The 17460-nt window shown below is 59.2% G+C and carries 15 protein-coding genes; 6 read left to right on the top strand and 9 right to left on the bottom strand.

Features of this window, described 5'->3' with window-relative positions; genetic code table 11:
- Nucleotides 1-44 precede the first annotated feature (44 nt).
- From H5V43_RS21665 to ndpH, 6 genes are read right to left on the bottom strand one after another with little or no spacing between them, the layout of a single operon-like run.
- Nucleotides 45-986, bottom strand: coding sequence for an alpha/beta fold hydrolase (locus H5V43_RS21665; protein WP_025547124.1), 942 nt, complete (start codon nt 984-986; stop codon nt 45-47).
- Between the two features lie 5 nt (nt 987-991).
- Nucleotides 992-2155, bottom strand: a complete 1164-nt coding sequence (gene ndpD, locus H5V43_RS21660) for a 6-hydroxy-3-succinoylpyridine 3-monooxygenase NdpD (RefSeq protein ID WP_025547122.1) — start codon at nt 2153-2155, stop codon at nt 992-994.
- 46 nt (nt 2156-2201) lie between these two features.
- A complete protein-coding gene (gene ndpG, locus H5V43_RS21655) occupies nt 2202-2822 on the bottom strand; it encodes a maleamate amidohydrolase (RefSeq protein WP_025547121.1) in 621 nt (206 codons plus the stop codon).
- Nucleotides 2809-3864, bottom strand: coding sequence for a 2,5-dihydroxypyridine 5,6-dioxygenase (gene ndpE / locus H5V43_RS21650; RefSeq protein WP_046765897.1), 1056 nt, complete (start codon nt 3862-3864; stop codon nt 2809-2811). Before ndpE ends, ndpG begins: the two co-directional genes overlap by 14 nt.
- Nucleotides 3851-4678, bottom strand: a complete 828-nt coding sequence (gene ndpF, locus H5V43_RS21645; RefSeq protein ID WP_025547120.1) for an N-formylmaleamate deformylase — start codon at nt 4676-4678, stop codon at nt 3851-3853. The genes ndpE and ndpF overlap by 14 nt, the downstream gene beginning before the upstream one ends.
- 2 nt (nt 4679-4680) lie before the next feature.
- Nucleotides 4681-5433 (bottom strand): maleate isomerase, encoded by a 753-nt coding sequence (gene ndpH, locus H5V43_RS21640; RefSeq protein ID WP_037514121.1) that lies wholly within the window; start codon nt 5431-5433, stop codon nt 4681-4683.
- 680 nt (nt 5434-6113) lie between these two features.
- On the opposite strand from ndpH, the gene H5V43_RS21635 reads away from it, so the two are divergent.
- The 4 genes from H5V43_RS21635 to ndpC all read left to right on the top strand — a co-directional run bounded on the left by H5V43_RS21635 (nt 6114) and on the right by ndpC (nt 10506).
- On the top strand, nt 6114-6569 hold the full coding sequence (locus H5V43_RS21635; RefSeq protein WP_157846834.1) for a helix-turn-helix transcriptional regulator: 456 nt from the start codon (nt 6114-6116) through the stop codon (nt 6567-6569).
- Nucleotides 6557-6940 carry a nuclear transport factor 2 family protein gene (locus tag H5V43_RS21630; protein WP_128830672.1) on the top strand — a complete coding sequence of 128 codons (384 nt, stop codon included), beginning with the start codon at nt 6557-6559 and terminating at the stop codon, nt 6938-6940. The genes H5V43_RS21635 and H5V43_RS21630 overlap by 13 nt, the downstream gene beginning before the upstream one ends.
- Nucleotides 6941-7314: 374 nt before the next feature.
- Nucleotides 7315-8190, top strand: coding sequence for a phytanoyl-CoA dioxygenase family protein (locus tag H5V43_RS21625; protein ID WP_025547115.1), 876 nt, complete (start codon nt 7315-7317; stop codon nt 8188-8190).
- 291 nt (nt 8191-8481) lie between these two features.
- Nucleotides 8482-10506: a 6-hydroxypseudooxynicotine oxidase gene (ndpC, locus tag H5V43_RS21620; RefSeq protein WP_025547113.1), complete on the top strand. Its 2025-nt coding sequence runs from the start codon at nt 8482-8484 to the stop codon at nt 10504-10506.
- A 42-nt stretch (nt 10507-10548) separates the two neighbouring features.
- Here ndpC and H5V43_RS21615 read toward each other — a convergent pair whose 3' ends face one another.
- The 3 genes from H5V43_RS21615 to H5V43_RS21605 all read right to left on the bottom strand — a co-directional run bounded on the left by H5V43_RS21615 (nt 10549) and on the right by H5V43_RS21605 (nt 12684).
- Complete coding sequence (locus H5V43_RS21615; protein WP_150294452.1) at nt 10549-11256, bottom strand: TetR/AcrR family transcriptional regulator; 708 nt, start codon at nt 11254-11256, stop codon at nt 10549-10551.
- A 100-nt stretch (nt 11257-11356) separates the two neighbouring features.
- Entirely contained in the window at nt 11357-11635 is a 279-nt protein-coding gene (locus H5V43_RS21610) for a hypothetical protein (protein WP_128830671.1), read from the bottom strand.
- 488 nt (nt 11636-12123) lie between these two features.
- A complete protein-coding gene (locus tag H5V43_RS21605) occupies nt 12124-12684 on the bottom strand; it encodes a recombinase family protein (RefSeq protein WP_025547109.1) in 561 nt (186 codons plus the stop codon).
- Between the two features lie 172 nt (nt 12685-12856).
- Here H5V43_RS21605 and H5V43_RS21600 point away from each other — a divergent pair, with 172 nt between their 5' ends.
- Together H5V43_RS21600 and H5V43_RS21595 are read left to right on the top strand one after the other, a co-directional pair.
- Nucleotides 12857-15826, top strand: a complete 2970-nt coding sequence (locus H5V43_RS21600) for a Tn3 family transposase (protein WP_025547107.1) — start codon at nt 12857-12859, stop codon at nt 15824-15826.
- Between the two features lie 456 nt (nt 15827-16282).
- Nucleotides 16283-17422 (top strand): ornithine cyclodeaminase family protein, encoded by a 1140-nt coding sequence (locus H5V43_RS21595; protein ID WP_025547105.1) that lies wholly within the window; start codon nt 16283-16285, stop codon nt 17420-17422.
- Nucleotides 17423-17460: the final 38 nt, after the last annotated feature.

Genomic DNA, 17460 nt, shown 5'->3' with positions numbered 1-17460 from the left:
AAACAAAAAACAAATACAGCTTGATCCGATCCAGTCTGATCGGATCAGGCTCTAGCTTGAGCCAGCCCACACGAAACATTCGCATCCAACCATCGAATCATCAGATCGGCGATTTCGTCGCTATTGGACTCGGCCATTAGCATATGACCATTTCCAGTTATGCCATGTTCTTCCAAGGCGATGTGTTCAAACACTGGAGCCCGTGCTCGTACGTACTCCGCTGCGCGCCTATTGGCTTCTCTCATCCACGTGGCTTCGCCTGTAACAATGGCGACCGGCTTCGCGAACGGGTCGTGAAGTCCTTGATATGCCTCCGGCGCGAGACCGTTATTGAAGGTTCCAAGCGGATGCACCATGCCCGAGTACCCCAGAGGTTCCGCCGCCAGTACGGCCGCGACCCGCAGCCCGCCAACGGCACTCAGAGCCCATCCGCATGGTCCCCCCATCGAGTGGCTCACTACCACGGTCGGGCCGGTCAGATCGAGCAGTTGTTCGGCGATAGCCTCAACGTGACGCTGGCTCGCACCTAGCGAAGTGGCCATCGGTCCTTGGCTTGCCATGAACCGGTCACCGGCCAACGGATCGGAGGGCCAGCGGTTATGCTTGGAGGCACCTTGCCATAAGTCGTGCTTCCCCGGCTCCACGAACCGGGGGTATAGCGTTCCGTAGTCTGCCGTGGGCGTTGCCGGGCCAAGCACGTTTTCGTTCCAGGCTGACCTTCCATGCCCCGGCCGATCTAGGACATATGTTGCATAGCCCGCCTGCAGGAACCGATGCACCCATCCGCGCCGACCGTCCGGTGTCCTGACGAAGTCAGCGCCCTGTCCGCCGCCACCATGGACGAAAAGGATAGAAACCGGACGGGGATTTACAGGAATGAACCACTGCACATAGGCGTTGATGCCGGGCCACACCGCGTCCCCGGCATCAACAGGTGGCGATGTCAGGAAGACACCGCCAAAGTCTGCCATTTCAAAGGTGCGCATGTTGCTCAGAAATGCGTTTCCATCTGCGTCGTGAAGCTCATTTCCCGCTCAACTAGCCGCGGATCTGCGGCCACGGCGCGGAGGAAAGCGATGCGGTCCTCCTTCTCCTGTCCTTCCTTCAGGTGATAGAGGTTGCGCAGATTGAACGACGCGCGGGGCGACGTAACCTCGGCAAACACCCGACGACGATCGCGCTCGTAAAATTCGAGTATTTCCTCCCCTGCCCCGTCATGGATGACCCGGTTCAAAGCGCCGATCAGGGCGAAAGCATCGAACATGCCGCCAGTCAGGCCAAGCCCGCCTGTGGGGTTGGTGATATGGCCAGCATCACCGACAAGCAGGATCCGCCCCACACGCATCCGATCGGCTATGCGCTGGTGCATGCGGTAGGGCGAGTAGGCGAGCACCTCATAGGGCAGGTCGGGCAGGTGATCAGCGAACATCGTGTGGATGCGCTCTTCCAGCCCCTCGAAAGGTAGCTCGGGGTCTTCGACAAAGGTTACCCGCCAGACGTCGGGCTGCTCGATCTTGCAGATAATGGAGCCGTGCTTCTGATCGAGCTGCATGACGGACTCAGGATAGTTCAGCGCCGACAGGTTGATTCTCGTGTTCGTCGCCACATAGCGCTCGGGCCAGGTTGTCCCCAGAAACTGGAGCCCCAGTACATTCTGGCGTACCGTGCTGTTCGCGCCATCCGCCCCTATGAGATAGTCGCCTTCCAGCACTGCCGATCCATTGGGTCCCTCGACCTCCGCGATCACGCCGCCCGCAGTCTGGCAACACCCGGTCAGCTTCGTTCGCAGCAATATCTCCACATTCGGCTGCGCCGAGACATGCCGTGCAATGATCTTGGACAACAACCCTTGGTGCAGATGAAGCGCATTCCCCCCCATCCCCTCAGGCGTCCATTTCCACTCGATAAGTTCGCCCGTGCTGTGGATACGCCAGCCGAAGGTCTGGCGCAGGAAACCCTCCGCTTCACAGTCCTGCAACAGTCCAAGCCGGTCGAGATGGGGCAGAACGGGATAGTGATAGACCAGCGCACGCGGCTTATCGTTGAACTGCTCCTCCGCCTCGATAATCGTGACACGCGTGCCTTCCTTCGCAAGTCCGAAAGCGGTTAGCAGGCCAATGGGCCCGGCTCCAACGACGATTACATGTTGAGCCATTGCGGTTCCCTCCAGTTGTTTTCTGGTGCGCATGCACCTGCGTTATTCAAAGCTTCGCGATCCAATCGGTCACGTCCGCGGCGTCGGTGACGTCGCCATATTTCTGATCGATGTCATAAAGGCTGGCTTCATGTGGCGCGTTCGCGCGATCAGCACAGCAGTCGCGCGGCACCAGAACGTTGAAGCCGGACTGCACTGCATCCACGACGGTCGCCCGGACACAACCGGACGTAGTCGCGCCCGTTACCACTACGGTATCGACACCCGCCCCGGTGAGCATGGCCGCCAGGTTCGTGCCATGGAATGCTGATGCGCCATGCTTCACCACGATCGGATCGCCATCGGAGATCCCGGTCGCCGCATCGATCTCAACGAGCCTACTCCCCGCGAGAAGCGCTCTCATTCCGGTGGCCTTACGCAGCCAGGCCAACGTCTCGACCTCCCAGGGCTGGTAGGCGATAGTCGTGTAGATAACGGGAAAACCACGGCTTCGGGCCAGATCGGTGATGGCACGGGTTCGCGCGATTTGCGCATGCATATCCGCCGCCGTCGGGTAAACAGTATCGGTGAAGCCATAGGTAAAATCGACCACCACGACCGCCGGCCGAGTGCCGCGGGGCACGCTGCCTCCGAACCCCGCCTTTTCATAGACTTCATCCTGCGACATCGAACACCTTACCCCCTTCGCAAGCCGTCAGGTCCTTCGCTACGACTGCTCCGTCCAGCAACACCGGTTCTCCATCCAGAAACAGCGAGCAACCGCGCAGCGGTATATCGAGATGGCAGTCCGTGTCGTTCATGCCGCCAAGCTCATTATTTGGACCGGTTGAGAACAGCACGTTGCCAAGAAAGCTACGCACCTCCATGCCCATTCCGCCGGGGAATTCGCCGGGCGTCATCCGGTGCCACTTGGCGTCAGGATTCATTCCCCAGCCGATGTGGCTCAGCGCAAAGCCGCGCGGATCATTAAAGTCCGCCATGTACGACTTGACCAGATCAGCTTCCAAGCCGCCCCGGATCGAGGTGACGACGCCCTTCTCGATCGTGTATGTTATAGGCTCGCGCACATAGATATTCTGCGGCAGCAATATGTCGCCCGGCGCGATGACGATCTGCCCGTCCACGCCGTCGTCGTCGCCGCCTGTAAAGACGAAGCCGGATGGCCAGTGATCCCATCGGCCCGGCGTGTCGGTGCAGGCATATTCGGTGACAGTGGGATAGGTGCCAAGCTTATACGTGACGTCCGTCCCATAAGGCGACGTGATGTGCATCGATTTCGCGCGACCCAGCAACTCGCCTGCGACCTCCACTTTCTCACGCAGCTCCCTGGACGGCAGCATCCGCGCGAGCAGCTCCGGCGGCTCCACAACCGTAAGGACGCGAGCACCCGCCGCCTGGATCGCCATCTGCTCTGGCGAGAACAGCAGGAAGATGCAGTCGATCACCATATCGGCATTCTTCAATGCCTCCACGGCTTCAGGCATCCGCGAAAGCGGCGTCTGCCCTACCGCCCAATTGCCCATCGGTGCAGGCGCCGGCAGCCGCATGTGGTAGATATTCGCCTTGAGCGCCCGGCCCGCAGCGAGAAACGCGTCGGCATAATCTAGTCGCTCGTCACCCTGAGTCAGCACGACCAGCCGCTCGTCGGCGCGAACACCGGACATTTTCAGCTGGTGGAGGCATATCTCCGCGAAACTAGCGCGATCCATTTGCGGTGGCCTCCTTGATGTCGGCTTGAAAACCTGCGACCGCGCCGAGGAAACCGTCCAGATCATCCCACGGTATCATGTGCCCTGCGCCTTCGACGGTCACGACCTCGATGCCGGGCGCCAGTGTCCGAATTTCTTCAATATCTGCCGTTTCGATGACCGGCGAGCCACCGGCCACGACGAGCCGTATCGGCAGGTCAAGGTGCAGCAGGTCGGCATGAACGTCATCCGTATGAAAGCCTTTATAGGCCGCGTCGATCGCACGCAGTTCGCACGTGTGGAGCCATTCAGCACGCAGCGCGCGCTGATCCTGAGTCCAGGTCGGGCAGAATGCCTTCATTTCTTCCGCCGAGCAGCCGCGCTGCGCCAGCAAGATCGAATCCTCATACCATGGCCATGCCGAGGGATAGGGGCGACGGCCCGGCCCGCTTACGGGCGGATCGGCCAAGATCAGCCCGGCAAAAATCCCGTGCGCTTTCCTGGCGGCGCGGATCGCGGTGCGGGCGCCCATGGAATGACCAAGAATCACCGGACGATCGAGATCAAGAACACCCGTCAGCGCGACGACATCATCCGCCATTGCATCCAGGGAATAATCAAGGTCGCCAGCTTGACTTAATCCGCGGCCCCGAACGTCGAGCACATGAACCTCGTACGTCTCGGCCAGGCGAGCGGCAACGAAATCCCACGTGACCGCTGGCGACGTGATGCCAGGCACGAGAAGCATCTGACGCCGCCCAGGCGCGCCATGGCGCACAAGATGGTGCCGGATGCCGTTCGCATGAACGTTGTATCCGAAAGGACTGCCGTCCATTGTTAGAATGCCCCTGATAAAAGCGTCCCGCCACCGGGCACGCGCGTGTCGAGGTCAAGGGCTCGCAACATCGCCCAGGTTGTGGAGATGGCCGCCGTCAACACCGGCTTGCCGACCTGCGCCTCAACGATCGAGACGGCGGGCAGCGACGGCATCTGCACGCATGCAGACAAAATTACAGCATCGACCTCGGCCAAATGCTCCATCGACGCGACGATGCCCGGAAGCCGGGCGGGGTCGTGAGCGGCGACTGCCAAATTATCCGAAATCTCAAGAGCGCGCCATTCGACGACATCGATGCCTTCGGCACGAATATAGTCGACAACAAGCTCGGTTAGCGGCTTCATATATGGCGCCACAATCGCCACTCGCTTCGCGCCAATCGCCTTGATCCCATCCACGAGCGCGCCAGCTGACGATACGACGGGGGCCGGATGGCCATTATCGATTGTTGCCTGATGCAGGCGGGCCTGGGACTCACGATGGTAACCCTTGCCCATCGACATGATAGCCACCAGACATGCATAACCCATCACGTCGACGGCCGCGTCAGATAACTCGATGGCGCACGTGTCGCTGGCGCCGTCCATTTTGGACAGCTCTTCCTTGGTCACGTGCTTCATGCGCATGCGGGCCGAATGGAAGGTAAAGCGCTCGGGCGAGATCGTCTCGCGGGCACGGAGGAGCGCCGGTATTTCAGTCTCCATCGTAACATTCGAACTCGGCACGATCTGCCCTATACGGTAGGCCCTCAATTGCCCTCTCCTTTGCTGCTGTGGCAACATTAATTCGTCTGTTGGATAAATACAAGGTCGAATATCCATGGGATCCAGCTTGGCTTATGCATATCGGAGCCGGTCCTAATTTAGTCAGGTGTCAAACACATGACCGATGGGACGCTGCGCCTGCGACGGCGGCCACTGCCCATGCGCATTCTCACTTGATTTCTTTTTCTGTATAATTGATTGTGGAAATATCGGGAAGTTACCTTGCGCGCAGCATGTCTGGCCGATGTGCGATTGCAAGGCTGCCCGTGGGTCCTGTCTGTTTGGTTGCGAACCGCCGACCGGATCCAGTTTATAACGAGATTGAAAGATTTTCGTCGCGCGGCCGAACAAGGCGCGCCAGCGAAGATACGAGAGGAATGCACTGGATGCCACCGCAAATAGCAAACGTCCAGAAACAGTCCGAAAGTTTGAATCGGCGGCATCTGGTGAGCGCCGCAGGTATCGAAGGCTCGAGCGTTACGCGTGCTTCGTGCATCTCGCGTGATACCTGGAGGAGTTCAGAGGATAAGTCCTCCCACTCCTTTGCCAATTCAAAGCACGCGCGCCCTCGGTGTACGCCGCGTCACGCGCCCACTCATCATCATTGCCAGGAGAACGGTGGTGCTGCTGAAGAGCCCATAACCGCTGCAATGCCAGGCCTATTTCAGTTGCTTTCCGACGAGGGCCATTCTTCGGACGCCTTTTTAATCCGCAGATTGAAGCAGGCGATTCTGATTGGCCCGCGCTTCGATGCGGCCGAAGCCGATATTGCGCGGGATTTGGGATTGTCAGCAAGAACCCTGCGCCGACGACTCCATTGTCTAGAGACGTCTTACGCACAAATTATCGCGGAAGTCCGATTCGCATTCGCCAAGCAATGCCTTTCCGATCCACAACTGACGATTGGCGACGTGGCTGATCGGGCGGGCTACACCGAAGTGAGCAACTTCAGGAACGCCTTCAAACGGTGGGCGCACGTTTCACCACAGGCTTTCCGCGACTTGATAGGCCTGACTCAGCCAGGACGAGCGAGCCCTCTGACCCAGCCGATTACAAAGGCCAGCATAGGCGGCCGTCATCTTTCCGCACGCAACACGTCAAAGGAGCGACCATGTCTGACCTAAATGCACACACTACCGCTTTTATGAGCACATTCAATGACGGCGATTACGACAAAATGCTCGGTCTTCTGTCTCCAGACTGCGTGTACATGGATCCCAACGGCATCAAGCATAAGGGTGTCGATGCCATCGGCGCATCACTCAAGTCCATCTTCGACGGCACTCTTGGAAGCGTCCAGTATACGGTTTCCTCGACGATGCTGGACGAAGCAAGCGACCGCGCCCTTGTCGCCTGGACGATGATGATGACGGCCGCTGACGGCCAGCAATCTTGCGTCGACGGGCTGGATATCCTGGATTTTCGCGACGGCAAGCTCATCTCGAAGAACGCCTTCTGCAAAGCAAATGGACTTGCCATACGATCGGTGAAATGAAGTTCTGCCGACTTTGCGCTTCCCCGGCACTAAGCTTCGACAGCGGGAGCCGGGGAGCTTATATCAGGACCATAGTCGTCCGCATATAGGAGTGCGCAGATGGAGCATTTTCGAAGCAGATGGCATCACCTGCTGGATCGGAAAATGTAGGAATCGAAAGACTTTAGAGCCTGATCCGATCCAGTTTGATCGGATCAGGCTCCAGACAGCGTCGGGTGAATGTGGCGCGAGTCGTTCGACCGACACAGAGCGCATGATAGATCGTTTCGATCCCGCCGATGTTCTGTGACGTCCGTGATCAAGTGCATGAATTGCAGAAATTGCCGCTCCATTTTTCCCGTCCTCGCCTTCGTTTACGTTGATAAGGTATAGTCATGGCTACAATAGCTTCTGTCTCGAATGACACCTCGGTTGACGCTGTATGTGAAATCATTGACCGGGATGGTGCCGTCATCATTGAGGGCATGATCATACCGGGTGTGATGGATCAACTAGTCGGCGACCTGGAGCCATGGATAAAGCGTTCACCGTTCGGAGAGGCTGGCTTCTCGGGCAATCGAACCCGGCGCACGTCCGCGTTATTTGCCAAATCACGGCATATGACGGAATTTGTTCTCCATCCGTTGTTTCTAGGCACGGCTGAGAGACTTCTTTGCGTCGAGTTCCCGATGATGGCAGGCGAACGGCAGACCATGGTACGGCCCACGGTTCAGGTATCGGTGACGCAAGCAATCGAGATCAGTCCGGGCCAGGCTGCACAGGACCTGCACCGTGACGATGGAATGTACCACGTCCGCCATCCCGGTCCCCATGTGCTCCTCCAGACGCTTCTTGCAGGAACGGACTTCACCGCAAGCAACGGCGCAACGATGGTGATCCCGGGCAGCCATAAATGGGACATGGACCGGCGGCCTCAGCCCCATGAAGCGGTTCCTGCTGAAATGAAGCGCGGATCGGGTCTTATGTATGTGGGCAGCGTCTATCATGGAGGGGGCGCGAATATTTCGAACGAGTGCCGCTTGGCGATCGCACTATCCTTCACCCAAGGCTATCATCGTCAGGAGGAGAATCAGTATCTGGTTGTGCCGCGAGACATGGTGAAACAATATCCCAAGCGGGTTCAACAGCTATTGGGATATGAGATGTCGCCGCCATTCTGCGGCTGGGTTGAGATGAACGAGCCCAGCATCGTCCTTGAAAGTGACGACTTCGCCATAGCCGAGGCATTCAGCCCTTATGAGCATGAGTAACAGCTTGGTACGCGGGGCAAAAATAGGTTGAGAACTATAGATCGGCCCTTGATCGATCGCTTATGTCGGTACATCTTTGCGTCCACATCAGCGTGGAAGAAACAGGCCCGCCTTTCAACTCATCTATGCCCTTAGCTGTGTGATTGCCCCTTTTTTGGCCGCTTTCCATATGCGACTTCACGCCGTTGGCACTATGGTCCCGCGCATCCATCCGGCTCTGGACGAGATGGATGCGCGGCGGCGTCTTCCCGTCATTCCGAAAACTGACTGCGTGATACCGTGGAGTAACAAATGCGCGACCCTCGATACGATATTCTCTTCGAACCGCTGCAGATCGGCCCTGTAAGAACGAAGAACCGGTTCTATGTTGTGCCGCACGCCACCGCGATGGGCATGCCCGCCCTGGATGAGATGATTGCGTTCCGGAAAGCCAGGGCCGAGGGTGGCTGGGGCGTTGTCTGTCTTGAGGAGACGATGATCCACGAAACCTCGGACCACGCACCTTTGCCTGATCCGCGGATGTACAACGACAAATATATCGAGCCACTATCACGCGTGGTCGCAGCCGTGAAGGAGTATGGCGCGCTCGCAGGTATAGAGCTCGCGCATGCGGGTGCCTCCGGCCCTGCCATCAACCATCGCGAACATCCGCTTTCACCCACCGGCAAGTTCCCACATTATTTCATCAATCCCATCTCGGCGCGAACCATCGACAGGCAGGACATCACAAACTTCCGCCAGTGGTATCGGGACGCGGCGCTGCGTGCCCGCAAGGCCGGCTTCGATATCATTTACGTCTACTGCGCGCACAACCTGTCGCTGCTGCAGGACTTTCTGGATACCAGGACGAACAAGCGCACCGACGAATATGGCGGCGTATTTGAGAATCGCGTCCGCTTGCTCCGGGAGACGCTTTCCGACGTGAAGGACGCGGTGGGGGACACCTGTGCCGTCGCCGTTCGCTTCGCTGTCGAGGATCGGCGTCGGCCTTCGAACATCACCGCACTCGAGGATGGTCGCCGTGTGGTGGAGGCGCTTGCCGATGTGCCTGACCTGTGGGACGTGAACGTCAGCGATTGGGCCTGGGATAGCGGCAGCAGTCGGTTCTTTGAGGAGGGCCAGCAGGAGCCGTTCATCGATTTTGTGAAAAAGGTCACCAACAAGCCGGTTGTTGGCGTCGGCCGCTTCACCTCGCCTGATGCGATGGTAAGTCAGATCAAGCGCGGAGTGCTTGATCTCATCGGGGCCGCGCGCCCTTCGATAGCTGACCCTTTCCTCCCGAACAAGATCGACACGGGCCGTCACGACGACATCCGGGAATGTATCGGCTGCAACGCCTGCACCGCTGAGGTGATGACCTATTCCAGAATCCGTTGCACGCAGAACCCCTCCGCAGGCGAGGAGCATGTGAACGGCTGGCATCCTGAGAATGTGCCGGAGGCGCACGACCCCGACGCATCCATACTCGTAGTGGGCGGCGGCCCGGCTGGCTTGGAGGCAGCCCACACGCTTGCCAAGCGTGGATATCAGGTATCTATCGCGGATGCGGGCAGCGAATGGGGCGGCCGCCTCGTACGCGAGCGGAGGATGCCGCGGTTGAGCGCCTGGGGTCGCGTGGTGGATTACCGCGTCAGTCAGCTACAGACGATGCCGAACGTCAACATGTATCTCGAAAGTCCTCTTAACGCAGACGATATCGTGGGTTTCGGGGCCGACCACATCATCATTGCGACGGGCGCCAAATGGCGCGGCGAAGGCGTGGGACGCCATCACGACGAGCCCATCACGGGGCACGACCTTTCCCATGTGCTTTGCGCGGAGGACATCCTCAACGGCCATGTGCCGAGTGGCGGCAGCGTTGTCGTCTACGACGAGGACTATTATTATATGGCGGCCGTTATAGCCGACCGCCTTGCCAAGGCGGGTTGCAAGGTGACCTATGTAACGACGGCCAGCGATCCTTCCCCCTGGACGCACAACACATTAGAACTCGTGCACGTCATCAATTCAATGAATGAAGCCGGGATCGCGATCGTGGTCGGCACAATGATCACATCGATCGACGAAGGTTCGGTGACCGCCAGCCGCCTGCTTGACGGGGCGGAAAGCCGCATCGACGCGGACACGGTTGTCCTGGTTACCGGCCAGATCTCTGACGATGAACTCTATCAGGAGCTGGTCGCGAAGCGCGAGGTGGGCCTCATCCGCTCGGTCGAGCGGATCGGAGACTGCCTCGGCGCTGGCCAAATCGCGCAGGCTACTTACGATGGCAGGAAGGCGGGAATCCGGTTCGGCGAGTTGACCCCAACCGGATGAGCTCGGAATGCTGGCCGGGGGAATAGCCCGGCCAGCATTCGCTTATGGTACAGCCGTCTGGATGCCCGCAGCGAGAAACTCGACCATATGGTCGAGCATCTCGTCCTTGGAAATATGCCTGATCTTACCTTCGGTCAGGTCCTCAATGCGGCCGAGATCGTTCAGCATGAAGAGATATGTCCCCACGAGAAACGCCATGCGCAGGCCGATGGTTCTCTTGGGAATGTCGGGGAGAACCTTCGCCAGCGCATCGACATACCGCTTGACTGAGGCGTCGTAGACCTCCCGCCGCAGTCTCAGCGCATGCTCCTCCGGCTCGGCGTGCAGACGGGCCTGAAGGCGCACGAAGGCGGACCCCGCTTCTCCGCTGTACTTCAGATCCCATTGTGGTTGAAGATAAGCGCGGACGATCGCCTTGACCGTTAACGGTTTGCCTCCTTCAAGAAGCTGATCCAGCAGAACGTGACGGCGTCCGGACAACAATCCGCCGCGACGACGATAAACCTCATCGAACAGCTGCTGCTTGCTCTCGAAATAATAGCGGATCAACCCCTGGTTAACGCCCGCCCGCTCGGCGATGTCGCGGATGCTGATGCCCGCATAGCCCCCTTCTGCGAAGGCGATCTCCGCCTTGTTGAGGATCGTCTCGCGATGGTTGCCGTCCTTCCTTGGCCGACCAGGCTTACGCCGCCTTTCTGTAGCTTCCGTCTTTTTTTCCGGAGCGGCCGCGGCCTGCGCTTCAGCTTCCATTCTCACCGCTTCCAACATCAAGATTTCTGAATCGCATGGGCAAGTACCAGGCTTGCGAGAAGCCGAGCTCGTCCACGTCCTTGGATAACGTCACGTCCAGTCACTGAATAATATCTCCGCGATTTCGCCGATGGTCAATTTGCCTGTCCATTGTTGGAATGGACGGGTGGGGTAGCATCTGCGCATACGCCGCCAGAACCATAGCATTGATGTTGTAACGACCGACGAGGAAGGTGGGCAGCGGCGAGCGCACTCGCGCCGAAGCTAACGCACGACGCCCGGTCGGTATCGTTTCGCGGCTGCGGCGTGCAGCAGCTGTTCCCGCCCTCGTCGTCACGTTCCAACTCGCTACGGTCTTTCCGATGCGATGGGCCTTCAACCGCCACCTCCTATGCTGCTCAGACGCGCGTTAATTCTACACCTGCAATATTACAAGATGAAACTCTTTGCTATCTCGCCGTTTAGCCCGAGCCGCCAACGTTATATTCTCGATTTTGTTGCGCAACCGGCAGGATATCATGTCGTGCTATTGCTCGACCTTGAGGCGACCTGGGCAGTAAGCAGGGCGTGATGCACGGAGCAAGGTGGCCGCCATGGCCCCATTGCGAAGCAGTCGGAGGCATCGAGTGGCGTAAATAACGGTAGAAATCTGCACTTGCGATCGATCAACTGGCCTTCGCTCAGCATCCGTCGATCTCCTTCGCCCCTCGCGCACGGCTCCAGATGATCGCCGAAACGACGCATCGACCATCCGCCCAGGAAAACCCTACGACAACAAAACAAGCCGCTCGAAACGAGGTATATGGGCGTCACCTCAAGGTTTGTGCGCCAGACAAGGATTTGGCAGACATAATGAGAACATGGTCGTCAGACGGCCGCGCGCAGATACTGGTATAGGGTTTCGCGGCTGATACCCAGGTCGCGGGCGATGGTGGCCTTACGCTCGCCGGCAGCGACGCGGCGATGCAGCTCGCCGACCATTTCGTCGGAGAGGGAGCGTTTTCGTCCCCGATAAGCGCCGCGTTGCCTGGCGATCGAAATGCCTTCGCGCTGCCGCTCCCGGATCAGGGCGCGCTCGAACTCGGCGAAAGCACCCATGACCGAAAGCATCAGATTGGCCATCGGGGAATCCTCGCCGGAGAAGGCAAGGCTCTCCTTCAAGAACTCGATCTGGATACCCCTTTTGGTGAGGGACTGGACCAGCTTGCGCAGATCGTCGAGATTGCGCGCCAGTCGATCCATGCTGTGCACCACAACGGTGTCGCCCTCGCGGGCGAAGGCAAGCATGGCATCGAGCTCGGGGCGGTTGACGTCCTTGCCCGATGCCTTGTCGGTGAAAATCCGGTCGAGCGACTGCCCTTCCAACTGGCGATCGACATTCTGATCGAATGTGCTCACCCGGACGTAACCGATCCTCTGGCCTTTCATCGCCGCCTCCGGTCAAAATGTCAGGTTGGAATCTATGACACGCTGCGACAGCCGTCAACAAATGCTTGTCTTGACCCTATCCTGACAGAAATCATGACACTCTCCTGACGTCCGGTTAGGCTATACTCCAGATTGACGCTAACCTGCTGCCCAGGAGTCGGCGGGAGGCAGTATGGCGCGGCGGCGATTATTGACCGGGGAAGAACGGCGGCGCCTGTTCGATGCTCCTCATGACGAAAGTGCGATCATCAGCCACTATACGCTTGCCGTCGAGGATCTGGACCTGATCGGCCGCCGTCATCGCTCTGCCAATCGTCTCGGCCTGGCAGTGCAGATCGCATTGATGCGGCATCCCGGCTTCGGCTTTCAGCCCAATATCGGCGTCCCGGATGCCATCCTTCATTACCTCGCTGCCCAGATTTTCATGGAGGCGGAGGTTTTCACCGATTATGGTCAGCGTCCCCAAACGCGTAACGATCATGCCGACATCGCGGCAAGGCACCTCGGGTTACGCCCCTTCCGACGAGGGGATATTCCGCTCGCGCTTGATCTGGCGGCGAAAGCGGCCGACCGAACTGATCGAGGCGAACCGATTGTTCGCGCTTTGATGGAGGGATTGAAGAAGGAACGGTTCATTCTCCCATCGGCTGACACACTTGAACGTGCCGGTCTCGCAGGTAGGGCACGCGCACGCAAAGCCGCGGCAGTAACCATCGTTGCAGGCCTGGGCCACGCCGAACTGATCCGCATCGACGATTTGATCGTCAACAGCAGCGACTTCGGCATGACGCCGCTGGCTTGGCTGCGCAATTTCGAGGAGGCGCCAACGACGGCCAATATCAACGGCCTGCTGGAACGGCTGCGCTATGTGCGCGAAATCGGCATAGACCCCGCGATCGGTGCCAGAATCCCCGATTTCCGGTTAGCGCAATTCATGCGAGAAGGTGGCGCGGCGCCGGCGTTTCTGCTCTCCGATTATAGCCTCGACAGGCGGCGCGCGACTTTGGTCGCTGCTGTGATTGATCTCGAGGCCCGGCTAGCCGATGCGGCGATCCAGATGTTCGACAGACTTGTCGGGAGCCTGTTTACGCGCGCGCGGCGTGGCCGTGAACGGCGCTATCAGGACAGCATTCGCTCGGTCGGCGAACTCATGCGGTTGTTCGGCGCCACGATCGCGGCGCTGGGAGAGGCGGTCGAGCATGGCGGCAATCCGCTGGAACTGATCGACGAGGCGGTGGGCTGGCACAGGCTGGTCGCGGCCAAGGCACAGGTCGATGCCCTGGCCGACCTGGCGGGGGAGGATGCCCTTGTCGCTGCAACCGGGCGTTATGCGACATTACGGCGCTTCAGCCCGGCTTTTCTCGATGCATTCACGTTCAAGGCATCGGGAAGCGGGTCGCAACTGGTCAAAGCCATCGATGTCATCCGCGATGCAAATGCGCGCAAAACGCGCAGTCTGCCCGATGATGTTCCCCTGCCATTTGCCAGCCGGCAGTGGAAACACCTCATCACTGAAGGCGGCCAGGTCGACCGCCGGCGCTATGAGACGGCGGTCATGGCCACGCTGCGCGACCGGTTGCGCGCGGGCGACATTTGGGTCGAAGGAACCCGCAATTATCGCCGCTTCGACGCCTATCTGTTGAGCCGGCGCGAGGCCGGTAAGATGGCCGACAGCCTGCCATTCCAGACTGATGCAGCCGCCTATCTGGAGGAGCGGGCGAGGACGCTTGATTGGCGGTTGCGCCGTTTCGTCAAGCAACTCAAGGCGAACAGGCTCGAAGGCGTGGCGCTCGAGCGCGACCGGCTTAAGCTGCAACCGATGCAGGCGATTACGCCGCCCGAGGCGGAAGCCCTCGATCGCAAGCTTGACGCCTTGCTTCCGCGCGTGCGGATCACCGAACTCCTGGTCGAAGTGGCCGAGCGCACCGGGTTCCTGGGCGCGTTCCGCGACCTTCGCTCCGGCAAAGAGCATGACAACCCGCATGCGGTCCTTGCGGCCATCTTGGCAGATGGATCGAATCTGGGCCTGGAGCGGATGGCCAACGCCAGCGACGGGGTGAGTTACGCCCAGCTTGCCTGGACACACAACTGGTATCTGTCGCCCGAAAATTACCAGGCCGCGTTGGCCATGATCGTTGCCGCGCACCATGATCTTCCGTTCACGCGCCATTGGGGCGCCGGCACCAGTTCATCCTCCGATGGGCAATTCTTCCGCTCGGGTCGCAGCCGATCGGCAGCGGCCGACATCAATGCGAAATATGGCAGCGAGCCGGGCCTGAAAATCTACTCCCACCTGTCCGATCATTTTGCCTCGTTCGGATCGCGGATCATGTCGGCCACCGCTGGCGAGGCCCCTTATGTGCTCGACGGCCTGATGCTCGGTGCTGCCGCGCTGCCCCTGCATGAACATTACACCGACACGGGCGGGGCAACCGATCACGTCTTTGCCCTCTGCCATCTTCTCGGCTTCCGCTTCGTCCCCCGTCTGCGCGACCTCGCGGACCGGAAACTCGGCTCGATCGCCGCGCCCTCGACCTACAAGGGCATCGAAAGCCTCATGGGGCGCACGATCAAGACCGCGGCGATCGAAGCCGATTGGGATGACATCGTCAGGATCGTCGCCTCTATCAAGGAGGGAGCCGTCGCGCCCTCCGCGATCCTGCGCAAGCTGGCCGCCTACAAACGCCAGAACAGGCTGGATTTCGCGCTGGCCGAACTCGGCCGCATCGAGCGGACGCTGTTCACGCTCGACTGGCTTGAGCAGCCCGACTTGCGCCGGGCCTGCCAGGCCGGCCTCAACAAGGGAGAAGCACGCCATACCCTCGCCGCCGCCATCTACACCAACCGGCAGGGTCGGTTCACGGACCGGTCGATCGAGAACCAGGAATATCGGGCATCGGGCCTCAATCTGCTGATCGCGGCGATTGCCTATTGGAATACCATCTATCTGGACAGGGCCGCCCAGCACCTCACGGCATCCGGCGTCCCTTTCGATGATGCGCTCCTCGCCCACCTTTCCCCAATGGGCTGGGCGCATATCAGCTTGACCGGAGACTATCTCTGGCACCGGGCAAAACCGCTCGCCTCCGGCGAATTCCGCCCCCTCAATGATCCCATGGCGCGCCTCAAACGTGTGGCATAGCCATTGTTCTCTTTATGTCCACCAAATCGTTGTCTGGCGCACAAACCTTGTGGCGACGCCTATGCGCCCTGCCCTTTCGACCGAGCAGAACCGCCTTTCTTGACTTGACCAATAATTTTGCATCTGTAGAATTAATCCGGAAATCTGAGAGGGTCTAGCGCGAAATATCCCTGCCTGAAATAACATCGTTCGGATGAACTAACCCGGGAAAGCTCAGCGCATATGTGGAGCCCGTCTGGTCGAAAGTCAGCTGAGCAGATTTGATCGGCACGGAAGGCCAGGCTCTCTTAATATAGGACTAAAGGCATGTTCGCATTATCCGGCGATCGAGCGTGGAGAAGCAGTCTGGCCGGGTAGATACCGGCTCGCAGAACCGACGCAGGGACACTGTTCAAACCGACGACGACCCGATCTTTTTTATTATTGACTTGAAGAATATTCTGGAGAGAAGATTCAATGGCCAGCCCGGCAAAGATAGATTTTGTTTATTTATCCGAGAGCGACATGATCGCAGCGGGTGTGACCGACATGCCGACCTGCGTCGATACGATGGAGGAGATGTTCGGGCTCTTGTGGCACGGCGACTATCGCATGGCGGGTGCCAATAATGACTCCCATGGCGCAATGGTGTTGTTTCCAAAGGAGTCTCCTTTCCCCGACATGCCGAAGGCGACTGCCGACCGCCGCTTCATGGCCATGCCCGCCTATCTTGGCGGTCGCTTCCGTACAGCCGGCGTCAAATGGTATGGATCGAACGTTGAAAATCGTGAGAAAGGCCTGCCGCGGTCTATCCTGATGTTCGTGCTCAATGACGCAGACACGGGTGCGCCTCTTGCCTTCATGTCCGCCAATCTCCTGTCAGCGTACAGGACCGGCGCCATTCCGGGCGTCGGGGCTCGCCATCTGGCGCGTCGGGACTCCAAAGTGGTCGGCCTTGTCGGCCCCGGCGTCATGGGCAAGACCACGCTCATGGCTCTGTGCGCCGTTTGTCCCGACATCGACACGATCAAGATCAAAGGGCGCGGCAAATCCAGTATCGATAGCTTCCTCGCCTGGCTCAAATCCGACATGCCCCAGATCGCGAACATCGAGGTGGTCGATACGATCGAGGCGGCGGTTCGCGAATCCGACATCGTCACCTACTGCAACACCGGCCTGTCCGGCGACCCATCGACCTATCCTCTTGTCAAACGTGAATGGGTCAAGCCCGGCGCTTTCCTGGCTATGCCATCCAGCTGTGAGATCGACAGTGACATGGAAGCTCCGGAAGTCCGTAAGGTCGTGGACAATACTGGTCTCTATGAAGCCTGGTTTGAAGAGTTGCCAAAGCCTGCGCACAATGTGGTGCCCGTCATTGGCGTAAAGTTCATGGACATGATCGCCGAAGGCCGGATGGCCAAAGAGGATCTCGAGGATTTGGGTCGCATCGTCGCTGGAGAGGCCCCGGGCCGGACGAATGATGAGGAGATCATCATCATGTCGGTGGGCGGAATGCCGGTTGAGGACGTCGCCTGGGGCACGATCGTCTATCGAAACGCCATCGAACGCAACATCGGGCAATCCCTGAACCTTTGGGAAACGCCCGTTCTGCGCTGATGCATAATCCGTATTCGGCCAGATCGGCCGCGCTACTT

Origin of the sequence: Sphingobium fuliginis (assembly GCF_015074805.1) — a bacterium.
Classification (GTDB): Bacteria; Pseudomonadota; Alphaproteobacteria; order Sphingomonadales; family Sphingomonadaceae; genus Sphingobium; species Sphingobium fuliginis.
This window is presented reverse-complemented; position numbering and strand designations above follow the sequence as displayed.

Bases quoted from the DNA above. Each gene is read 5' to 3' on its own strand.
- H5V43_RS21615 (WP_150294452.1), bottom strand. From the start codon at position 11,256: ATGGAAGCTGAAGCGCAGGCCGCGGCCGCTCCGGAAAAAAAGACGGAA.
- H5V43_RS21630 (WP_128830672.1), top strand. From the start codon at position 6,557: ATGTCTGACCTAAATGCACACACTACCGCTTTTATGAGCACATTCAAT.
- ndpD (WP_025547122.1), bottom strand. From the start codon at position 2,155: ATGGCTCAACATGTAATCGTCGTTGGAGCCGGGCCCATTGGCCTGCTA.
- H5V43_RS21600 (WP_025547107.1), top strand. From the start codon at position 12,857: ATGGCGCGGCGGCGATTATTGACCGGGGAAGAACGGCGGCGCCTGTTC.
- H5V43_RS21665 (WP_025547124.1), bottom strand. From the start codon at position 986: ATGCGCACCTTTGAAATGGCAGACTTTGGCGGTGTCTTCCTGACATCG.
- H5V43_RS21625 (WP_025547115.1), top strand. From the start codon at position 7,315: ATGGCTACAATAGCTTCTGTCTCGAATGACACCTCGGTTGACGCTGTA.
- ndpC (WP_025547113.1), top strand. From the start codon at position 8,482: ATGCGCGACCCTCGATACGATATTCTCTTCGAACCGCTGCAGATCGGC.
- H5V43_RS21595 (WP_025547105.1), top strand. From the start codon at position 16,283: ATGGCCAGCCCGGCAAAGATAGATTTTGTTTATTTATCCGAGAGCGAC.
- ndpF (WP_025547120.1), bottom strand. From the start codon at position 4,678: ATGGACGGCAGTCCTTTCGGATACAACGTTCATGCGAACGGCATCCGG.
- ndpG (WP_025547121.1), bottom strand. From the start codon at position 2,822: ATGTCGCAGGATGAAGTCTATGAAAAGGCGGGGTTCGGAGGCAGCGTG.
- H5V43_RS21605 (WP_025547109.1), bottom strand. From the start codon at position 12,684: ATGAAAGGCCAGAGGATCGGTTACGTCCGGGTGAGCACATTCGATCAG.
- ndpE (WP_046765897.1), bottom strand. From the start codon at position 3,864: ATGGATCGCGCTAGTTTCGCGGAGATATGCCTCCACCAGCTGAAAATG.